Source organism: Yersinia sp. 2540 StPb PI, from assembly GCF_052217165.1.
Taxonomy (GTDB): domain Bacteria; phylum Pseudomonadota; class Gammaproteobacteria; order Enterobacterales; family Enterobacteriaceae; genus Yersinia; species Yersinia enterocolitica_E.
Map to the genome: position 1 here is coordinate 3,821,808 of NZ_JAZGQC010000001.1, position 18,484 is coordinate 3,840,291.

The following is an 18,484-nucleotide window of genomic DNA, read 5'->3' on the forward strand; positions in this document are numbered from 1 at the left end:
TTCATCCTTATCCTAAAGCCATCAGCGCCCAGCGCTTTATACTTTAAACCTAATAACAGATTTGTTTAATTTTAATAACATCTGGCTATAAACAAGATTTTTCATTAATGCAGGTATATGAGTAGAAGTTGTTATTCGTCAAGAATGCTATTTCTGCATAACGATATTATGCACCGCTTGGGCTAATACCCGTTCAGGGGGAAATATGGCGACAAAACTTAATATTGTATTGGTCCATGGAGCATGGGCTGATGGCTCACAGTGGCGCTATATTATCCCAGCCCTGCACCAGATGGGGCACCGGGTCATTGCAATACAAAATCCGCTGACATCATTAGCAGATGACGTGGAGCGGACCATTAAGCTAACTACCGCCTTATATGGCCCTACCCTATTAGTGGGTCACTCTTATGGTGGCATGGTCATTACACAAGTCGGGCATCTACAAAATGTGGTCGGTATGGTCTATCTCGCCGCTTTTGCTCCCGATGCGGGAGAGAGCTTATCCAGTACTTTTGCACTGCGTGAACCACCTGTTAGCGCCGCTTATATTCGCCCGGATGATAATGGATTTCTATGGATTGACACTGACCAGTTCCACGAAAATATGTGTCAGGACATTGATGAGAATGAAGCACTGGTGATGTCTATGGTGCAAAAACCCTTAGCAACTCGCGCTTTTACTGATAAGTCTGCTCAGCCTGCCTGGCGGGTCAAACCTTGCTGGTATCAGGTTTCATCGGAAGACAGAATGCTGCCGGTCGAAACACAACGCGGTTTTGCTGCTCGAATTCAGGCCCAAAAGGTGATTGAGTTACCCTCCAGCCACGCCTCGATACTCTCTCATCCACAGCAGATAATCGCGCTGATTGTCGATGCCGTAAATGCGGTTAAATAGTTATCATACGTCAGCCTCACCTCTGCATCATATGACAGGCGAAAAAAATCCGCCCGAAAGCGGATTTTTATCAGACACAGCATAATACCGTGAAAGATGAGTGCTAACTATTCTAAGCAGTCGCTTAGAAAGTGTAACCTACGCCAGCAACCCAAGTACCGACATCAACGTTGCGGATGCGGCTCTGTTCGTAAGAAACGTCCAGGGCAACATTTTGCATTGGGTTGAACTGCATACCTGCGCCGTAAGTAAAGCCGTAATCGCTGGTGCTGCTTTTATCGCTAGCAGAAGTTGGGTAGTTCTGGCTGAAACGACCGTAACCCACACCTACCAGGCCATAAACGCTAGCCCAATCGTTGATACGGTAAGCTGGGCCACCGGTGATAGCATTGTATTGTGCTTTGTTGTATACCGACGCGCTGTCACCGAAGCTGCTTTTTTCAGTGTGAGTGAAAGAGGTGATGTAACCCAGTTGAGAATCACTCCACTCGTAACGGTATTTCAGGTTGAAACCTGAAGATTTGTTAGCAACACCTTGATAATCGCTCTGGGCATAACCACCAGAAACGGTGCTTTGACCGGCAAAGGCTGAACCTGCGGTCACTGCTAATACACAAGCTGCTACTGCTGAAAGACATGCAATTTTATTCATAACCACCTCGAAAGACGCAAATTTTTAGATGAAACAAAAACACCATGAAATTATAACAATAAATAGTAGGAAACTCTGCCTACATATGATTGTCTAATCATTTATTTGGTGTAACAAAGGGTTTCAAGAATCTTCCATCTTACTAATACGCTTACGAATTTCCGCCATTCTACACCTTTTTGTGACTCCCATCACCAAAAGCCATTCCAGACTATTCTTAGTTTTAGCGCTTAAATAACCAGCAGAAATAGCGTTAAAAAACCGCAATGCTGAAAATTTATTATTTCTTTCACTGCTTTCCGTTTCTTTTTTCGCTCCTTTGGTGATTTTCAAACACTTGGCTGACATTTCATTTACACTGGCAAAGATAGTTACCTAATAATTTTCTTTGAGGCTTAACAGGATGTCTTTGTCTCCTTCATCCAAACATTCACTCCCCTTACCCTTAGTCCCTATTCTGTTGCTGGTGATTGCCATGATCTCCATCCAGAGTGGTGCATCGTTGGCGAAAAGTTTGTTCCCACTGGTTGGCGCGCAAGGAATAACCTCGCTGCGGCTCGGTATCGGCACACTTATTTTGTTTGTCATCTTTAAACCTTGGCGAATGCGATTCACCTCAGGCAGCCGCTTACCCTTGCTTATTTATGGTGTGACATTAGGTGGAATGAACTTTTTGTTTTACCTGTCACTAAAAACGGTGCCATTGGGTATTGCCGTCGCATTGGAGTTCACCGGCCCGTTGGCGGTTGTCATGTTCTCTTCTCGCCGCCCGGTGGACTTTATCTGGGTAGGGTTGGCCGTTCTGGGGCTATGGTTCTTATTACCGCTGGGACATAACATTGGTACCATTGATTTATTTGGCGCGGCTTGTGCCTTGGGTGCGGGAGCCTGTTGGGCGCTGTATATTATTTCAGGGCAGAAAGCCGGCGGTGATCACGGTCCTGGGACTGTCGCGGTGGGTTCTCTGATCGCAGCACTGGTATTTTGCCCAATTGGCGTAGCATATAACGGCCTTGCCCTGTTCGATCCCGCCATTCTCCCCGTTGCTCTGGCTGTCGCTATTTTGTCAACGGCATTGCCCTACTCACTGGAAATGGTCGCACTGACCCGGCTCCCTACGCGCACATTTGGCACGTTAATGAGTCTGGAGCCAGCACTGGCGGCCATTTCAGGGTTGGTATTCTTAAATGAACATCTGACATGGGTTCAATGGTTGGCTCTGGCATCAATTATCAGTGCCTCTATCGGGGCCACACTGACTATCAAACCCAAGCCACAACTGGATCAAATTGCCTGAAGGGTGCTGGCTAGTTCAGCTCTCTCACCTTCTATCCTATTGTTATTTATCAAACGCCAGCCCAGCACTGCACGGGTTGGCGTTTTTTATTAATTATTTTCCCTTTTTTTGCATCCAAAACACCAGGCTGATTCGTATAGGTAGATGTGAGGCAAGACTTCACCTCAACCCTCCTAAAAGGAATACATTATGAAAACGCTTCTTCGTACTGCTATCTGTGCTTCCTTACTGTTCAGTACTGTCTCTATGGCCGCCATGATGTCCGAAACTGTTATGGTAGGTGGTGCTTCGATGTTGCCGAGTAAAAATATTATCGAGAATGCGGTTAACTCCAAAGATCACACGACCTTAGTCGCTGCGGTTAAAGCTGCGGGGTTGGTTGATACCCTGCAAGGCCCCGGGCCATTTACCCTGTTCGCGCCCACCAATGCCGCGTTTGCAAAATTGCCCGCCGGTGCAGTTGAAAGTCTGGTCAAACCAGAAAATAAAGCCATGCTCACCCAAATCTTGACCTATCACGTGGTGGCCGGGAACTACGATATGAAACAGTTAGAAAGTAAAATTAAAGCCGCAGGGGGTACTGCCGAGCTGAAAACTGTCAATGGCCAATCACTGTGGATTATGAACAACGGGCCACATAACATTCAGCTTAAAGATGGAAAAGGGAACATCGCTAATATCAGCACCTATGATGTACAACAGAAAAATGGCGTGATCGATGTGATTGATACTGTTCTGATGCCTAAATAAAACCCGTCTATACTGGGTGCAGTGTCTCACTGCACCTGACGGCTTTTTTAGGGATTGGCGCATGAATGAATACTCACTGGAACAACAAATCGGGCTGATCGATGCCATTGCTCAAGGTGATCAGTCCGCGTTTGAAAAACTATACCGGCTCACTTCCCCCAGACTCTTCGCGGTCGCCTTAAGAATGCTGCGCAACCCTGCTCGGGCAGAGGAGGTTTTGCACGACTGTTTTCTCACCGTCTGGCATCGGGCCGATAATTACAATGCGCAACTCAGTGCCCCATTGACCTGGTTGACCCATATTGTACGTAATCGGGCCATCGATTTGATGCGCGGCAGTGATAATCGTCTGCAAACGTTGAACGATGATCAAACCGATTATTTGACCGATGACACACTGACGCCTCTGGCTCAATTGCAGCAAGACAGTGAAGCTAAACAATTGGCAGACTGTTTGGCACATCTACCGGTTGAGCAACGACAAAGTATTATGTTGGCTTATTATCAGGGGCTTTCTCATGGGGAGATCTCTACTCATCTACAACAACCACTGGGTACGATAAAAAGCTGGATACGTCGTGCACTCGATCACTTGAAGGGCTGCGTAGGCTTATGAAAAACAGACGCGAATATGACTCAGCATTGGCCGCTGAATATGCGCTGGGAACCCTGCGCGGACTTGCCCGGCTGCGTTTTGAACGCCGATTCCGTCGTGACCCACAGTTGGCGGCAGATGTTGCCAGTTGGCAGCGTCTGTTTACCCAACTGGATAATCAATTGGCCCCGCTGGAGCCCCCTGAACGCGTATGGAAGCGGCTGGAGTTAGAGTTACCACCAATCAATCTGCGCCATATCAAACGTAATCGTTGGTCTTATTTGGGTTGGGCTGTCGCCGCCGCACTGGCCGCAGTCCTGGTTATCCCACGTTTATTGGTAGAGCCACCAACAGCCGTCCCGGTGGCCGTGCTCTCCAATAGCCAGCAAAGTGGTCAATGGGTGGTCAGTCTGGAGAAATCGACTCGTAGCCTGACATTAACTCCCCTTAACCCCGTGGTAGTCAGTGAGCGTAATAGCCTTGAATTATGGAGTATTCCGGCGGGTGAAAAACCACACTCTCTGGGGTTACTCAATACCCATGGGCCGACACAACTGACTCTGACTGAAAACCAGTTAATGGCGAATTCATTATTAGCAATCAGTCTGGAGCCTCACGGCGGTTCGCCCACTGGCCAGCCAACCGGTGCGGTGCTGTTTAGCGGGCCATTGCAGAATCTATAATAGATAAATATGCACGCGTTAGCGGCTATCACTTATCCGCATTACTGATCTTTTTCTACCGGAGGTTATGCATGCAAGACTGGGATCCTGATTTATACCGCCAATTTGAAGCAGAACGTACCCGCCCTGCCGGTGATTTGCTCGCACATATCAGCACTACCCAGCCACAGCGCATCAGTGATTTAGGTTGTGGGCCAGGCAACTCTACCCAATTGCTGCACCAGCGTTTTCCGCAGGCGCAGCTGGTTGGGATTGATAACTCGGTGGCGATGTTGGCCAGTGCGCAACAGCGCCTGCCGGCATGTGCATTTCTTGAAGCGGATATTCGCCAGTGGCAACCCGCTGAGCCACAAGATCTTATTTATGCTAACGCATCGTTACAGTGGCTTACCGATCATCAGCAACTCTTTCCTTATTTGTTCTCCAGGTTGGCTACCCACGGCATACTTGCGGTCCAGATGCCAGATAATCTGGAGGAACCCAGCCATCGAGCTATGCGTGAAGTTGCAGAAAACGGTCCATGGCAGCAAGCACTACAAGAGGCGGGGGCAATACGGGCGAAGGTTCTGTCAGCCAATCAGTATTATGACTTACTGGCCCCCAATGCAGAGCGGGTAGATATTTGGCGCACTACCTATTACCACCCGATGCCTTCAGCGCAAGCCATCGTCGATTGGCTGCGAGCCACAGGTTTACGGCCTTTTCTTGAACCGCTCTCTGACGCAATGCGATTGGATTTTTTGCAAGACTATCTGGCAATCATTGATGTGGCCTATCCGCAACAGGCCGATGGCCGCCGTTTGTTGGCATTCCCCCGCTTGTTTATTGTTGCCCACGCCCGGTAGTCATACCGGGTATGTTGGTTGAATTTATTGACTGGCATAGCTGCTGATTCGTTCCGGTACGGAACTATTCATCGCATTATATATATTATTCATGTTCGCCAAGCCATTAATTAATAACACCTTCGCCTCATCCGTGACATTAAATATTATTGAAAGCACCCAAATGGATATTGACCTCATAAAAACCATACAAATCACAGTAATAGTTATTTTCAATTAGCCATAAACACCGCGATGAAAATATTATTAAAACGAAACAATAAATTACATTTACAAATAAACACCACTATCAACTATTTAATTGATAGGCCGAATCTACCCTACAAACTTAAATATCTTTGTTATACTTATTGCGGTGAAGAAATTGGTAATCAACTCAATAAAGGGATACCTATTATGAGTACAGCAAAACTGGTAAAAACAAAATCTTCCGACCTGCTCTATACCCGCAACGATGTTGAAGAACATGTCAAAGTTGACACCGTGAAAGCATTAAACCGTATGGTTATTCAGTTTATTGATCTGTCGCTGATGACCAAACAGGCTCACTGGAATATGCGCGGTGCCAACTTTATCGCGGTGCATGAAATGCTGGATGGCTTCCGCACAGCCCTCACTGACCACCTGGATACCTTCGCAGAACGCGCCGTACAACTAGGTGGTGTCGCATTGGGGACCACACAAGTCATTAATGATAAAACACCGCTGAAAAGTTACCCAACCAATATCCATAGCGTGCAAGAACATCTTAAAGCGCTGGCAGACCGCTACGCCGTGGTTGCTAATGATATTCGTAAGGCAATTTCAGAAGTAGAAGATGAAGACAGTGCTGATATGTTTACTGCCGCATCTCGTGATCTGGATAAATTCCTGTGGTTTATCGAGTCAAATATTGAGTAATCCTCAGTATGATACCCAATAGATCGTAAAATGGCAGGAAGATAGACCGGGTAATGAGAATAGCCAATACACCTGCAATTTTAACGATGATGGGTACAGGGCCGGTTATCCGGCCCTACGCACGGAGGTCATATGGCAAGTGGATGGGCCGGCGACGGCGCAGTACAAGATCAAATTGACTCCACCGTTGAAGATGCGGTGCAACGCGCAAGACAGGCTCTTGGCAGTGGTGAAAGTGAGCTATATTGCCTTGAATGTGGTCAAGCCATTCCAGAAGCACGGCGTAAAGTTCTGGCGGGGGTTAAATATTGCCTGAACTGCCAGAATCAATTAGACAAGCATCAGGCCAGCCATGCCGGATATAACCGCCGTGGCAGTAAAGATAGCCAACTCAGATAGCAATCCCTCCCCTTCCCCCCCTTATTGCACCATTATCGAACAAAAATCGGAGATAGTTAACAATATCGTTACATTGATGTTGATTATAGATTGTACATTATTAACGAATTAGTTAATAATAAGTAAATAATGGATTAGTTGCACCAAAATGATATTAACGCACTATTTTGGTGAGTCACTATGGTGCAAATAGTGTCAGCTAAGTAATTGCGTGCTAATCACTTAGAATAATTTCGTTATTTTTAAATAACTTGCATTTCTGGCACGATCTTTTCATATTGCTATCTGAAATATAAAAAACGGATCTCTATCCACAAAAGTACAAAGGAACTCCCACTTATGAAGTCATTTGTCAAAGTTTCATTGGCCGCGCTCACGCTGGCCTTTGCTGTTAGCTCCCACGCCGCAGAAAAAGAACTGATTGTTGCTACCGACACCGCGTTCGTCCCTTTTGAATTCAAACAAGGGGATAAATATGTCGGTTTTGATATCGACTTATGGGATGCCATCGCGAAGAAACTGGATTTGAAATACACCCTGAAACCAATGGATTTCAGCGGTATCATTCCAGCACTGCAAACCAAGAACGTGGATCTGGCACTAGCCGGTATCACTATTACCGACGAACGTAAAAAAGCCGTTGATTTCTCTGATGGCTACTACAACAGCGGCCTGCTGGTGATGGTAAAAGCTGACAACAATGACATCAAAGGCGAAGCTGATCTGAAAGGTAAAGTGTTGGCAGTCAAAAGCGGCACCGGTTCTGTCGATTATGCTAAAGCCAACATCAAAACCAAAGACCTGCGCCAATTCCCGAATATCGATAACGCCTATTTGGAGTTAGGTACTGGCCGCGCTGATGCCGTTTTGCATGACACGCCAAACATCCTTTACTTCATCAAAACTGCCGGCAATGGCCAGTTCAAAGCGGTGGGTGAATCTATCAAAGCCCAGCAATATGGTGTTGCATTCCCACAAGGCAGTGACCTGCGTGACAAAGTTAACGTTGCTCTGAAATCTCTGAAAGAAGACGGCACTTACGCTGCAATCTATAAAAAATGGTTCGGCGTAGAACCTAAGTAATTCATTTTTGCCGTTTTTAGACCAGGAGAATATCCATGCAGTTTGAATGGAGCGCTATTTGGCCCGCCATCCCAATCCTGCTTGAAGGCGCCAAGTTAACCCTATGGATCTCGGTCCTGGGGTTGCTTGGCGGCCTGATTATTGGGGTTATAGCAGGGTTTGCCCGCGCCTATGGCGGTTGGCTGAGCAGAAATATCGCATTAGTCTTTATTGAACTGATCCGTGGCACGCCGATTGTGGTGCAGGTGATGTTTATCTACTTTGCGTTACCGATGATGATGCCGGTGCGCATCGATCCTTTCTCAGCAGCCGTTGTGACAATTATTATTAACTCAGGGGCTTACATCGCAGAAATTACCCGTGGTGCGGTGCTGTCAATCCACAATGGGTTCCGCGAGGCCGGTCTGGCTCTCGGCTTATCCAAACGCGATACCTTGCGTTACGTAATAGCCCCTTTGGCCCTGCGCCGTATGCTGCCACCACTCGGTAACCAGTGGATCGTCAGTATTAAAGACACCTCACTGTTTATCGTGATTGGCGTAGCAGAACTGACTCGTCAGGGTCAGGAAATTATTGCCGGCAACTTCCGCGCCATGGAGATATGGAGTGCGGTGGCGGTGATCTACCTGATTATCACCTTGGCTCTGAGCTTCGTTCTGCGCCGGTTAGAAAGAAAGCTGAAAATAATATGATTGAATTCAAAAACGTCTCTAAACACTTTGGTAAAACCCAAGTGCTTCACGACATCAATTTGAATATCACCAAGGGTGAAGTGGTGGTTATTATTGGCCCTTCCGGCTCGGGTAAGTCCACCCTGCTGCGTTGTATCAATAAGCTGGAAGTTATCACCAGTGGTGAGTTGATTGTCGATGGTCTGAATGTCAATGATCCCAAAGTCGATGAGCGCCTGATCCGTCAGGAAGCTGGCATGGTGTTCCAACAGTTTTATCTGTTCCCCCACCTGACGGCCTTGGAAAACGTCGCCTTTGGTCCGATTCGCGTTCGTGGTGCTTCTAAAGAGGCAGCCAACAAACTCGCTATGGCGTTGTTAACCAAAGTTGGATTGGAAGAACGCGCGCATCATTTTCCCGCAGAGCTATCGGGTGGCCAACAGCAGCGTGTCGCTATCGCTCGGGCGCTGGCGGTAAAACCCAAGTTGATGTTGTTTGATGAGCCGACCTCGGCACTGGACCCAGAATTACGTCACGAAGTATTGACGGTAATGAAGGACTTGGCCGAAGAAGGCATGACCATGGTCATCGTCACCCATGAAGTGGGGTTTGCCCAGAAAGTGGCATCGCGTCTTATCTTCATTGATAAAGGTCGGGTCGCTGAGGATGGCAACCCGGATAGCCTTATCTCAAATCCGCCAAGTGAACGTTTACGGGAATTCCTCCAACACGTTTCCTGATGCGCAGGCTGACATTACCCTAAAATACCTCTGGCGGGCATCTTGATGATCCCCGCCAGATTTTTTATGCTGATAGGCCAATCATATCGGCGCTTGTTGATTCTTGACCTGAGCAAATGCGGTCATGAGTTTCACCACATCCTGCATCCCAATATTGACCTGATTAATAACCTCACCGGCATCTTGGGTCAGCGTCACCCCGCCCCCCGCTTGTTCGACACAAGTCCCCATACCCTTGATAGCCGCCATCACTCCATTCTGTATGCTCTTTGTCATCTGCTCGATTTCAGCCGCTGCCTTGCGTGACTGGTCCGCTAATATTCGGACCTCACTTGCCACCACCGAGAAACCCTTGCCATGCTCACCGGCATGAGCCGCTTCAATCGAGGCATTGATCGCTAATAGATTCGTTTGAGACGATATTTTACGAATCGCTTCCACCATGGTACCAATCTCTTGTGAGCAGCGGCCCAAATCACTGACCACATCAGAGGTTTCGCGTGCAATAGACTCAACCTCTTGCATACCACGAACCGCCTGTTGAACAATCTCAGCCCCTTGTGACGCTGAACGGTCGGTGGTTAATGATAAATGGTGCACATCGCGGATCAGGTTCTCCTCATGCTCCTGCTGCAACATCAATTGTGTAATATCCTGAGCAATCTTCACCACTTTAATCACTTGTCCCTCGTTATCCATAATCGGGTTATAACTGGCCTCCAGCCATACCCGTTTGCCATGTCTATTAAGACGCTCAAAACGGCCGATAATAAACTCACCATGGGCTAACCGCTGCCAGTGCTGATGGTACTCATCGCTATGTGCAAATTCTGGTGTGCAGAGTATCTGATGAGATTTATGTTGAATATCTGCCAGTGAATAACCAATAACCTTCAGCAGATTCTCGTTGGCATCCAAAATAATGCCTTGTGGTGTGAAAGTGATCATCCCCATTGAACGGTTAAGTGCTTTTAGCAAACTCTGGTGTTCCTGAGATTGCAAAATACGCTCGGTCACATCACTGGCGAGCTTAATAATTTCAATCACATTTCCACTACTATCGAGTACCGGTGTATAGGTTCCCTGCAACCAAACAATGCTGCCATCCTTGCGGATACGCTTAATATTATCGGTAATCGGTCGCCCTTCATTGAGCAGTTGCCAGTGGCGGCGGTAGGCATCAGTGAGTACATATTGTGGGTCACAGAACAGTTTATGATGTTTGCCGACCACCTCATCCTGTTGGTATCCCATTGCTTGTAAAAATAATGTATTAGCGTGTTTCACCGTACCATCTGGCTTGAAAATAATCATCGGGACAGCACTATCAATCGATGTCAGTTCGGCACGAGGGGATGCCTGAGATGAGCTGAAATTGAACAACATAAATTGAGTCCTTATGGCGAATGATTAAGCAAAAAATAAGTCATGTGGCTATCAACCTATTTGCACAATAAAACCCCTGCCCCGTGAAAGAGGGCAGGTGTAAGTTTTATTCTTCACCCTGGACGATGAGGTAGCTGAGTTAATAAAATCAAAAAGAAAAAATCATCACAATATAAGCAAGATTTGTCAGCTATAGCGCCTGACTAAGATTTATCTTAATTAGCATAGACGAAAATATGGGGGTTTGCTGTTAGTGCAATGAGAGGGAAATAGAGCAATATCCCTATAATTGAATATTGCCCATAGATATAACAGACTCAAATCAGTGATTCGGGTAAGTGCGCGCAGCCAACACCCCTGCGGCGTCAAGGACGAAGGGTATTACCAACGTTCAGCTTTCCACGCCACCTGCTGCTCCGGCGTCAGGAACGTCCATGCCACAAACCGGCTGACTTTTTGCCCTTGTGCCATATCAATGGTACGGACCTCAACGGCGTTGGCATAGCGCAGGGCATGATAGATTGCCGGTAAGGTGGTCTTCTTCGAGATCAATGAAGTGAACCAAAAGCAGTTTTGCGCCTTAGTTGCGCTCTCTGCCACCATGCGACTAACGAACCCTTCTTCTCCACCTTCACACCACAATTCGCTATTTTTCCCGCCAAAGTTTTGTACCGGTTTAGCGGCAACTTCACTTTTACCCAGTTTGTGCAACTTGCGACGCGTGGTTGCTGCGGCCTCTTCGGCGGAGGCATGGAACGGCGGATTACATAGTGTGGCATCGTAACGTTCATTCACCGCCAGAATACCGTCGAAAATAGCTTGTGAGTCTTTTTGCTGTTTAAGTCGTAAGGTGTTTTTCAGCGTCGGGTTCATTGACACCACCATTTTTGCCGCACTGAGTGCTTGCGGATCAATGTCAGTCCCGGTAAAACGCCAGCCGTATTCCCGCTGACCAATAATCGGATAAATACAGTTGGCACCGACGCCAATATCCAACAGCGCAATATTTCTACCCTGCGGGATAACCCCTTCATTACAACTGGCCAATAAGTCGGCCAGATGGTGCACATAGTCAGCACGACCTGGGATCGGTGGGCATAAAAAGTCAGCTGGAATATCCCAATATTCAATACCGTAGAAATGCTTCAGCAATGCCCGGTTGAGCATTTTGACCGCCAGAGGATCGGCAAAATCGATAGAAATATCACCATAGGCGGTAGCTGTCAGAAAAGGAACTAACTCCGGGCAACTTACTGAAAGAGCATCAAAATCATAGCGTGAGCGATGACGATTTCGGGGATGCAATCCGCTTTTTTCTTTGGGGAATATTTTTTTGTTTTCCATCGTCTGGCTCTCTGATCGGCATTTTCTGGCGCGTAAGATAGCATAAATTGCCGCAGAACGGGTGGTGGGTATTGCCATCAAAATAACAGCGAATCCTATCGGTAGGCGACTTCATTTGATGTTATCGCCACGATTTACTCAGAATAAATGGGCTTAGTTCAGTGCCACTCTCTGATACCACTTTACCCCGTCGCTCGCGCAAAAACTCACATAGCCTCAATCTGTTGCAGCGCATGCTCGAGGGTATCAGCCCGCCCGACTGCCACCAGACAACATGCTAACTGTTTTTGGATAGCATCAGGAATAGGCCATTCACCCGCCAAACAACCTTCAATCCAGCGGGCCGTTATGGCGGCATCTTTCGACGAGGGTAACACCAGTTCGCCCTGCTCTAACTGGCGATCCAGTAAAATTTGCTGTTCCCCCCCATTGATGTAATGAATTGGTGGGCAACGCGATGGGTTAGCATAAACCTCCCCTTCGGTCCCTTGCTGTAGCAGTGCCGGTGCGCCGATCGCCTGAAAGAAACCGCCGACTTTTTGCATATATTCTGGGTGCGAAACACTGGCAAGACGCAATGCATTCTCGTGAATAAACGGTGTTGCCAGTTTCGCCAATGTGTGACTGCTATTTCTAACCCCCATCCGCCAGCGTAACTGTAATTGTTGGTCTAATTGAGTCGATAATGCTGATACAGGGATAAATACCGGCAACCCGCTATCAAGCCGTTGTTGGGCTTCAGCGGCATCAAGTGACCACGGAATATTCAGTTGCTGGAAAATCTCGGCACTGGTTACCCGGCTGCTGTCCTCAGTCACGCCGTGTACCACCACCGGTAACCCCAGACGTGAAAGTAATAATGCCAATAACGGGGTCAGATTAGCCTGTTTGCGCGCACCATTATAACTTGGGATCACCACGGGGAGTGGATAATCCATTGGCGCGCGTAGTGGCATCACCTGTTCTTGCATCGCCTGATAAAAGCCCAGAATCTCCTGTTCGGATTCACCTTTAATACGAAAGGCTATCAGGATCCCCCCTAGCTCCAACTCGGGGACCTGCCCTGCCAACATGACTTTATACAGTTCATAAGCGGTAAGCTTGTCCAGATCACGCGCATGATTCTTACCGCGCCCAATCTCTTTAATAATTTTACTGTAATCCATGGTGCGGCATTTCCCCTGTCCGTCGCGGTTAAACATAAATCAGGTAACTTATTGCTGAAACTTTATCACTAATAGTGATAGCGATACCCGAAATAATTAGAACTGCGCGGCTAATAGAGAGGAGTGGTACTGATGGTAGGCTAGCGGGTGAAACCCGCCACTGCCAGAACAACTTGCGGCAGTGACAGGCAAACTACAGTGGTTTGTTTAACTCTTCCGGTGGGCTAAATAATACCCGATAAATAGCGCCACCTAAGGCTCCGCCTACCAACGGGGCCAGCCAGAATACCCATAATTGCTGCAATGCGATTCCACCGGCAAAAATAGCTACAGCGGTACTACGTGCGGGATTTACCGAGGTATTATCCACTGGAATACTGATTAAATGGATCAGTGTAAGACATAGCCCAATAGCCAACGGCGCTGCAATTGCATGAGAAGGTTTATCGGTCGCCCCCATGATAACCATCACAAACCCCATGGTAAGAACCACTTCAGCCACCAGTACCGCTTGTAAGTTATATCCCCCCGGCGAGCGAACACCAAAACCATTACTGGCGAACCCGGCACTGACATCAAACCCGGCTTTGCCACTGGCGATTAAATACAAAATAGCGGCCCCGGCCAGCCCCCCCAGCACTTGCGCCACAATATAAGGCACTAATTGTGCGCCAGAGAAACGCCCACCCACCCATAAACCGAGTGACACTGCCGGGTTAAAATGCGCACCTGAGACATGCCCCAGTGCATACGCCATCGTGACGACAGTCAGCCCAAACGCCAATGCCACCCCCAAAAATCCAATACCCGCCACCGGGAACATTGCAGCCAATACTGCGCTACCACACCCGCCTAACACCAGCCAGAAAGTGCCAATAAACTCTGCCATTAGCTGTTTCATTCTGCTTTACCCCTGCCTGCTAAACATGTCGATAACAGTTAACGTTGCCGCTAACCAATAACCCGCAATTTACACCGGAGGTACTGCCAGGCTTGACTTGCTAGAGTCAGCTCACCAGCGGCTTATATAATCTTAGTCATTGGATTTATACGCATAGAAAAAGATTTCAGATGAAAACAGTTTTCACTGTATTTATATGCATTTTCACAACAACTTCAGAACACAATAAAAACAAAATTAAAATAGTATTCCACATAAAATGGAATTATGTTTTAATTATGTGATGTGCAACTCGAATAACTTTTAGCATTAAAGGGATACTTTATTTGTGACAACATCATTTGTCATAAAAATGTTAATAAAAATGTTAATAAAAACATATTTTACGATATGCATATCTTCGGGGTGAGGTGGTAAGTTGGATATATTGCTTAGTTTAGTAAAAACACCAGCAGTAATAATTGCCATTGTGGCATTTTTAGGTTTACTCTTTCAAAAAGCATCTGTTTCTCGTTTAATTACCGGTACTTTCCTCTCTTTTATCGGGTTTACGATGATAAAAGTCGGTGGCAGTATTTTAATGAAGGTACTTACGGCATTCAGCACACTATTTTCCAGTGCATTTAATATTGTCGGTGTCGTACCCAGTAATGAAGCTATCATGGCGGCAACAATTGATAAAATTGGTGCAACAGCAGCACTTATTCTGCTATTTTCTATGATACTCAACATTCTGTTGGCAAGGTTTACCCGGTTCAAATTTATCTATTTATCATTACACCTTGTTTTATTTATGGCTTTTGCATTGACTGCCGTGCTTATGCAACTGGGCTACAGCCATTATCCAATAGTTATTATCGCCACAATTATTATTGGTTTTTATATGGCCGTATCACCCTATATTCTTAGCCGATTCAGTCGTGAAATCATTGGTTCAAATGAGTATGCTATTTCCCATGCCGCAATTTCCTCTTACGTAATAGGCTCTTACATGGGGAAATGGTTCGGTAATAAAAACTCTGACACTGAAAACATTAAAATCAGTAATAAGTTTGATTTCCTGCGCGAACCCAATATTGCCACACTATTAACCATGTTAATTTTGTTATTGATATCTTGTATTTTTGCGACACAACCGCAGATTACAGATGCAATGAAATTGGTTTATGGGGCCGGTGCTGCTGATAAAAATGTGATTATCTTCATCTTGGAGCAGTCGGCTATTTTTACATGCGGACTCTATTTAGCTAAGGCTGGAGTTAATTTATTTACCGCTGAAATCGTCCCTGCCTTTAAAGGCTTCGCGCGAGTATTTGCACCAGGCTCTGTACCTGCCGTTGATGTTATGGTGCTATTTACCAAAGCACCTAATGCGACACTAATCGGATTTTTGATGAGTTTTTCCGTCGAGCTGGTTTGTATCCTTATCTTCCCATTTATTGGATTGCCCATTATCGTACCAGGCATTATGGCCAGTTTTATTACCGGCGGTGCAGCCGCTATTTTTGGCAATGCGACGGGGGGGTTCCGTGGAGCACTTATCGCCAGTGGTATTAACGGGCTGCTTTTATGCGTGCTACCAGCACTAACATTGCCTCTGTTCTCTCATTTGGGCGCTCAGGGTGTTACTTTCGCCGATCCAGACTTTACATTGTCTTCATTAATTCTAGATCACGTACTCCGACTGTTTAACTAAAGGTTAAGGCCGGTGATGCCGGCCTTTTACCTCAACAGAATACAGAGCGTTTTGGTCTTCGCGAAAACATATCGTTTTAATGAATAAAGAAAACATGCTTATAAAACAGTCCGTTTCCGCCGCCCTCTTTTTACCGCCGCCTTCGCCGGGGCTTTTATTACCGCAGGCGGAATAATCACCCCCGCCGGCATCTCCGGTTGTTCAATTGGGAAGACCGGTAGTGCCGCCAACAATCGTGAACCATAACCCTTAGTCAATAAACGCCGATCGTAAATAACGATCTCACCGTGGCATTGATTACTACGAATCAAACGACCAACCTGTTGGATCAGATTAAACGAGGCACTTGGCAAACTTTGCACTTCAAACGGATAACGTTTTAACGACTTCAGCCACTCCCCTTCCGTGAGAATTACCGGGCTATCAATCGGTGGGAACGAAATTTTGTGAATATGAACCTGGGTCAACAATTCACCTTTCAAATCCAACCCTTCAGCAAATGATTGCAGACCAATCAATACACTGGCAGTACCGTTATTGACCCGCTTACGGTGCTCTTCCACCAGTCGGTAACGGGGTTGGTCCCCCTGCACCAGTAGCATCAAACGCAGATCGGTCACATGGCTGAGAAAGGTTTGCATCGCCCGATGACTACTGAACAAAATCAACATTCCTTTATGCCGCCCACTGGCCTGCTGCGCACGGAAAAATTGTGCCATTTCAGCCAGATGTTCAGCTTCATGGGCCATAGTTGGCTCGAAGCGCATTTTGGGAATAATCAACTTCCCCTGTTCAATATGGTTAAACGGGGAGGACAGTGTTTCAAACCGGTCGCCGGCCTTCTCACTCAGGCCACTGAGCTCCTGCAAGCGGGCAAAGCTGTTGAGTGAACGTAATGTCGCTGAAGTCACAATCACATGGGGGACTTTACGCCATAACATTTTATCTAGCTGGTCACTGACACGGATGCCAACACAGTGGAAATAGAGGTGCGTTTGATTCTCGCGATAATCACGGGTTACCCATTTGGATATCGGCGCATTCGAGGCTTTTTCCATTGCCGCGAGCCGCCAAAGTTTGCTCATGGCCTCCAGATAACCCAGTGTACGGCTCATTTGCAGGATGGCGCGATGCAGACGCACAATATCGTGCTTACCGGTTTGCTCACTCAAATCGTTCAGTACAAATTCGACCAAACCGCGCAAAGCATCGGTCAGCTTGAATAATTTGGCGCAATCTTCTGTCAAACTCCCCGGTAACTCACCCATTTCAAAACGGTACACCGCCGGATTGGCATCGGCAGGAAGCAGCTGACTGACTTGTTGTTCCACACTCAACATCAGCTCGCGCAACTGCTCGCAATGGTCTTTCAAGCGCTCTGGATTCGCTAAACCAGGCGGATTTTTAGGCCGGTATTGCACCATGCATTGATCCACCAGCCGCACAATCATATCCAACTGCATATTGGCAAAGAACGCGGTGATCTCACCTTCAATTTCTAGCGCATCGCGCGCTACATCAGGCAAATGGTGGCCTTCATCCAATACCAACAGTAATTCTTTCGGATTGGGTAGCACCGATTCAGTTTCCAATGCAGCCATCACTAATGCATGGTTGGCGACCACAACATCGGCACTTTCGATTTCTTTGCGCGCAATAAAGAACGGACACTCACGGAAATAATGGCAGTTACGCCCAAGGCAATTAGCCTTATCGGTACTCAATTTAGTCCACAGGCTATCACTAAGCGCCAACTGATGATGGTCACGCAGCCCGTCCCAGACATGGCTGCTCAGTAGCTTAGACAGCGTCAGACAAGTCGCTTGTTCCTCACCATTGGCGGGGGCCAATTCATCGCCGAGAAACAGCGATAAATCCCCTTGGCCAGAAACATCCGTACACATAGCCGCCAGATTACGTGGACACACATATCGTCCACGCCCGAAAGCACCGGTAAATTTAAGGTCGGGAATAATTTTCTTCAATAGCGGCAAGTCTTTACTGTAAATCTGATCCTGTAGCGCCACATTAGCGGTGCTCACCACCAGTGGTTTGCTTTCTGCTCGGCTGACTGCAATGCCAGGGATCAGATAAGACAGCGTTTTGCCAACACCGGTCGGTGCCTCAATAGCCAAATGACGGCCAGCATCACCGGCCAGCGTTTTCGCCACTTCGGCGATCATCTGGCGCTGCGGTGCCCGGGAGATAAAATCCGGGATCTGCTGCTGGAGAGCCTTATACCACTGACTGATTTGTTCTTTTACTGCCGGGGACAACGCCATGCATATCTTATCTAAACTGAGTGTTGCCCTATTGTCCCACACCACAACGCTGGCGTCAGCCCGAAAGCACCGCCGTAGTAGCTGAAATCCTCTGACCTGGCAAATCACCGCGTGCTGAAATTTACGCAATGTCGCAGTTATTTATGATTTGTCATAAATATATCACACAGATGCGGTAAAAATTCTGCGCTGGCCG

Annotated in this window: 19 protein-coding genes; 12 read left to right on the top strand and 7 right to left on the bottom strand. The window is 47.2% G+C overall.

Features of this window, described 5'->3' with window-relative positions; translation table 11 throughout:
* Positions 1–205: 205 nt before the first annotated feature.
* The gene (locus tag V1956_RS17760; RefSeq protein ID WP_442825435.1) at positions 206–898 is read left to right on the top strand and encodes an alpha/beta fold hydrolase; all 693 of its coding nucleotides are present in this window, start codon (positions 206–208) and stop codon (positions 896–898) included.
* Positions 899–1,022: 124 nt separating this feature from the next.
* Here V1956_RS17760 and ompX read toward each other — a convergent pair whose 3' ends face one another.
* A complete protein-coding gene (gene ompX / locus V1956_RS17765; protein ID WP_372558425.1) occupies positions 1,023–1,550 on the bottom strand; it encodes an outer membrane protein OmpX in 528 nt (175 codons plus the stop codon).
* Between the two features lie 123 nt (positions 1,551–1,673).
* Positions 1,674–1,883 (bottom strand): hypothetical protein, encoded by a 210-nt coding sequence (locus V1956_RS17770; RefSeq protein WP_227746547.1) that lies wholly within the window; start codon positions 1,881–1,883, stop codon positions 1,674–1,676.
* A 70-nt stretch (positions 1,884–1,953) separates the two neighbouring features.
* Here V1956_RS17770 and rhtA point away from each other — a divergent pair, with 70 nt between their 5' ends.
* From rhtA to glnQ, 10 genes are all read left to right on the top strand, one after another.
* Entirely contained in the window at positions 1,954–2,847 is an 894-nt protein-coding gene (gene rhtA, locus V1956_RS17775; RefSeq protein WP_442825436.1) for a threonine/homoserine exporter RhtA, read from the top strand.
* Between the two features lie 189 nt (positions 2,848–3,036).
* On the top strand, positions 3,037–3,597 hold the full coding sequence (locus V1956_RS17780; protein WP_442825437.1) for a fasciclin domain-containing protein: 561 nt from the start codon (positions 3,037–3,039) through the stop codon (positions 3,595–3,597).
* Positions 3,598–3,658: 61 nt separating this feature from the next.
* Positions 3,659–4,213, top strand: a complete 555-nt coding sequence (locus tag V1956_RS17785; protein ID WP_083159432.1) for a sigma-70 family RNA polymerase sigma factor — start codon at positions 3,659–3,661, stop codon at positions 4,211–4,213.
* Positions 4,210–4,875, top strand: a complete 666-nt coding sequence (locus tag V1956_RS17790) for an anti-sigma factor (protein ID WP_420075368.1) — start codon at positions 4,210–4,212, stop codon at positions 4,873–4,875. Before V1956_RS17785 ends, V1956_RS17790 begins: the two co-directional genes overlap by 4 nt.
* A 71-nt stretch (positions 4,876–4,946) precedes the next feature.
* Positions 4,947–5,720 carry a trans-aconitate 2-methyltransferase gene (gene tam / locus V1956_RS17795; protein WP_420075367.1) on the top strand — a complete coding sequence of 258 codons (774 nt, stop codon included), beginning with the start codon at positions 4,947–4,949 and terminating at the stop codon, positions 5,718–5,720.
* A 396-nt stretch (positions 5,721–6,116) separates the two neighbouring features.
* Positions 6,117–6,620 carry a DNA starvation/stationary phase protection protein Dps gene (dps, locus tag V1956_RS17800; protein WP_372558421.1) on the top strand — a complete coding sequence of 168 codons (504 nt, stop codon included), beginning with the start codon at positions 6,117–6,119 and terminating at the stop codon, positions 6,618–6,620.
* A gap of 132 nt (positions 6,621–6,752) precedes the next feature.
* On the top strand, positions 6,753–7,019 hold the full coding sequence (locus V1956_RS17805; protein WP_083159440.1) for a DksA/TraR family C4-type zinc finger protein: 267 nt from the start codon (positions 6,753–6,755) through the stop codon (positions 7,017–7,019).
* Positions 7,020–7,358: 339 nt separating this feature from the next.
* Entirely contained in the window at positions 7,359–8,102 is a 744-nt protein-coding gene (gene glnH / locus V1956_RS17810) for a glutamine ABC transporter substrate-binding protein GlnH (protein WP_372558419.1), read from the top strand.
* 35 nt (positions 8,103–8,137) lie between these two features.
* Positions 8,138–8,794, top strand: a complete 657-nt coding sequence (glnP, locus tag V1956_RS17815; RefSeq protein WP_004709093.1) for a glutamine ABC transporter permease GlnP — start codon at positions 8,138–8,140, stop codon at positions 8,792–8,794.
* Positions 8,791–9,513 carry a glutamine ABC transporter ATP-binding protein GlnQ gene (gene glnQ / locus V1956_RS17820; protein ID WP_372558418.1) on the top strand — a complete coding sequence of 241 codons (723 nt, stop codon included), beginning with the start codon at positions 8,791–8,793 and terminating at the stop codon, positions 9,511–9,513. Before glnP ends, glnQ begins: the two co-directional genes overlap by 4 nt.
* Positions 9,514–9,594: 81 nt before the next feature.
* On the opposite strand, the gene V1956_RS17825 is transcribed toward glnQ, so the two are convergent.
* The 4 genes from V1956_RS17825 to aqpZ all read right to left on the bottom strand — a co-directional run bounded on the left by V1956_RS17825 (position 9,595) and on the right by aqpZ (position 14,310).
* Positions 9,595–10,899 carry a methyl-accepting chemotaxis protein gene (locus tag V1956_RS17825; RefSeq protein WP_420072399.1) on the bottom strand — a complete coding sequence of 435 codons (1,305 nt, stop codon included), beginning with the start codon at positions 10,897–10,899 and terminating at the stop codon, positions 9,595–9,597.
* 381 nt (positions 10,900–11,280) lie between these two features.
* Positions 11,281–12,243 carry a 23S rRNA (adenine(1618)-N(6))-methyltransferase RlmF gene (gene rlmF, locus V1956_RS17830; protein ID WP_442825828.1) on the bottom strand — a complete coding sequence of 321 codons (963 nt, stop codon included), beginning with the start codon at positions 12,241–12,243 and terminating at the stop codon, positions 11,281–11,283.
* Between the two features lie 206 nt (positions 12,244–12,449).
* Positions 12,450–13,409: a DNA-binding protein YbiB gene (gene ybiB, locus V1956_RS17835; protein ID WP_372558416.1), complete on the bottom strand. Its 960-nt coding sequence runs from the start codon at positions 13,407–13,409 to the stop codon at positions 12,450–12,452.
* A gap of 193 nt (positions 13,410–13,602) precedes the next feature.
* Positions 13,603–14,310: an aquaporin Z gene (gene aqpZ, locus V1956_RS17840; protein WP_083159448.1), complete on the bottom strand. Its 708-nt coding sequence runs from the start codon at positions 14,308–14,310 to the stop codon at positions 13,603–13,605.
* Between the two features lie 418 nt (positions 14,311–14,728).
* Here aqpZ and V1956_RS17845 point away from each other — a divergent pair, with 418 nt between their 5' ends.
* Positions 14,729–16,006 carry a PTS ascorbate transporter subunit IIC gene (locus V1956_RS17845; RefSeq protein ID WP_083159450.1) on the top strand — a complete coding sequence of 426 codons (1,278 nt, stop codon included), beginning with the start codon at positions 14,729–14,731 and terminating at the stop codon, positions 16,004–16,006.
* A gap of 98 nt (positions 16,007–16,104) precedes the next feature.
* Here the strand turns inward: V1956_RS17845 and dinG are convergent, their stop codons facing one another.
* Positions 16,105–18,288, bottom strand: coding sequence for an ATP-dependent DNA helicase DinG (gene dinG / locus V1956_RS17850; protein WP_372558413.1), 2,184 nt, complete (start codon positions 18,286–18,288; stop codon positions 16,105–16,107).
* Between the last annotated feature and the right edge of the window lie 196 nt (positions 18,289–18,484).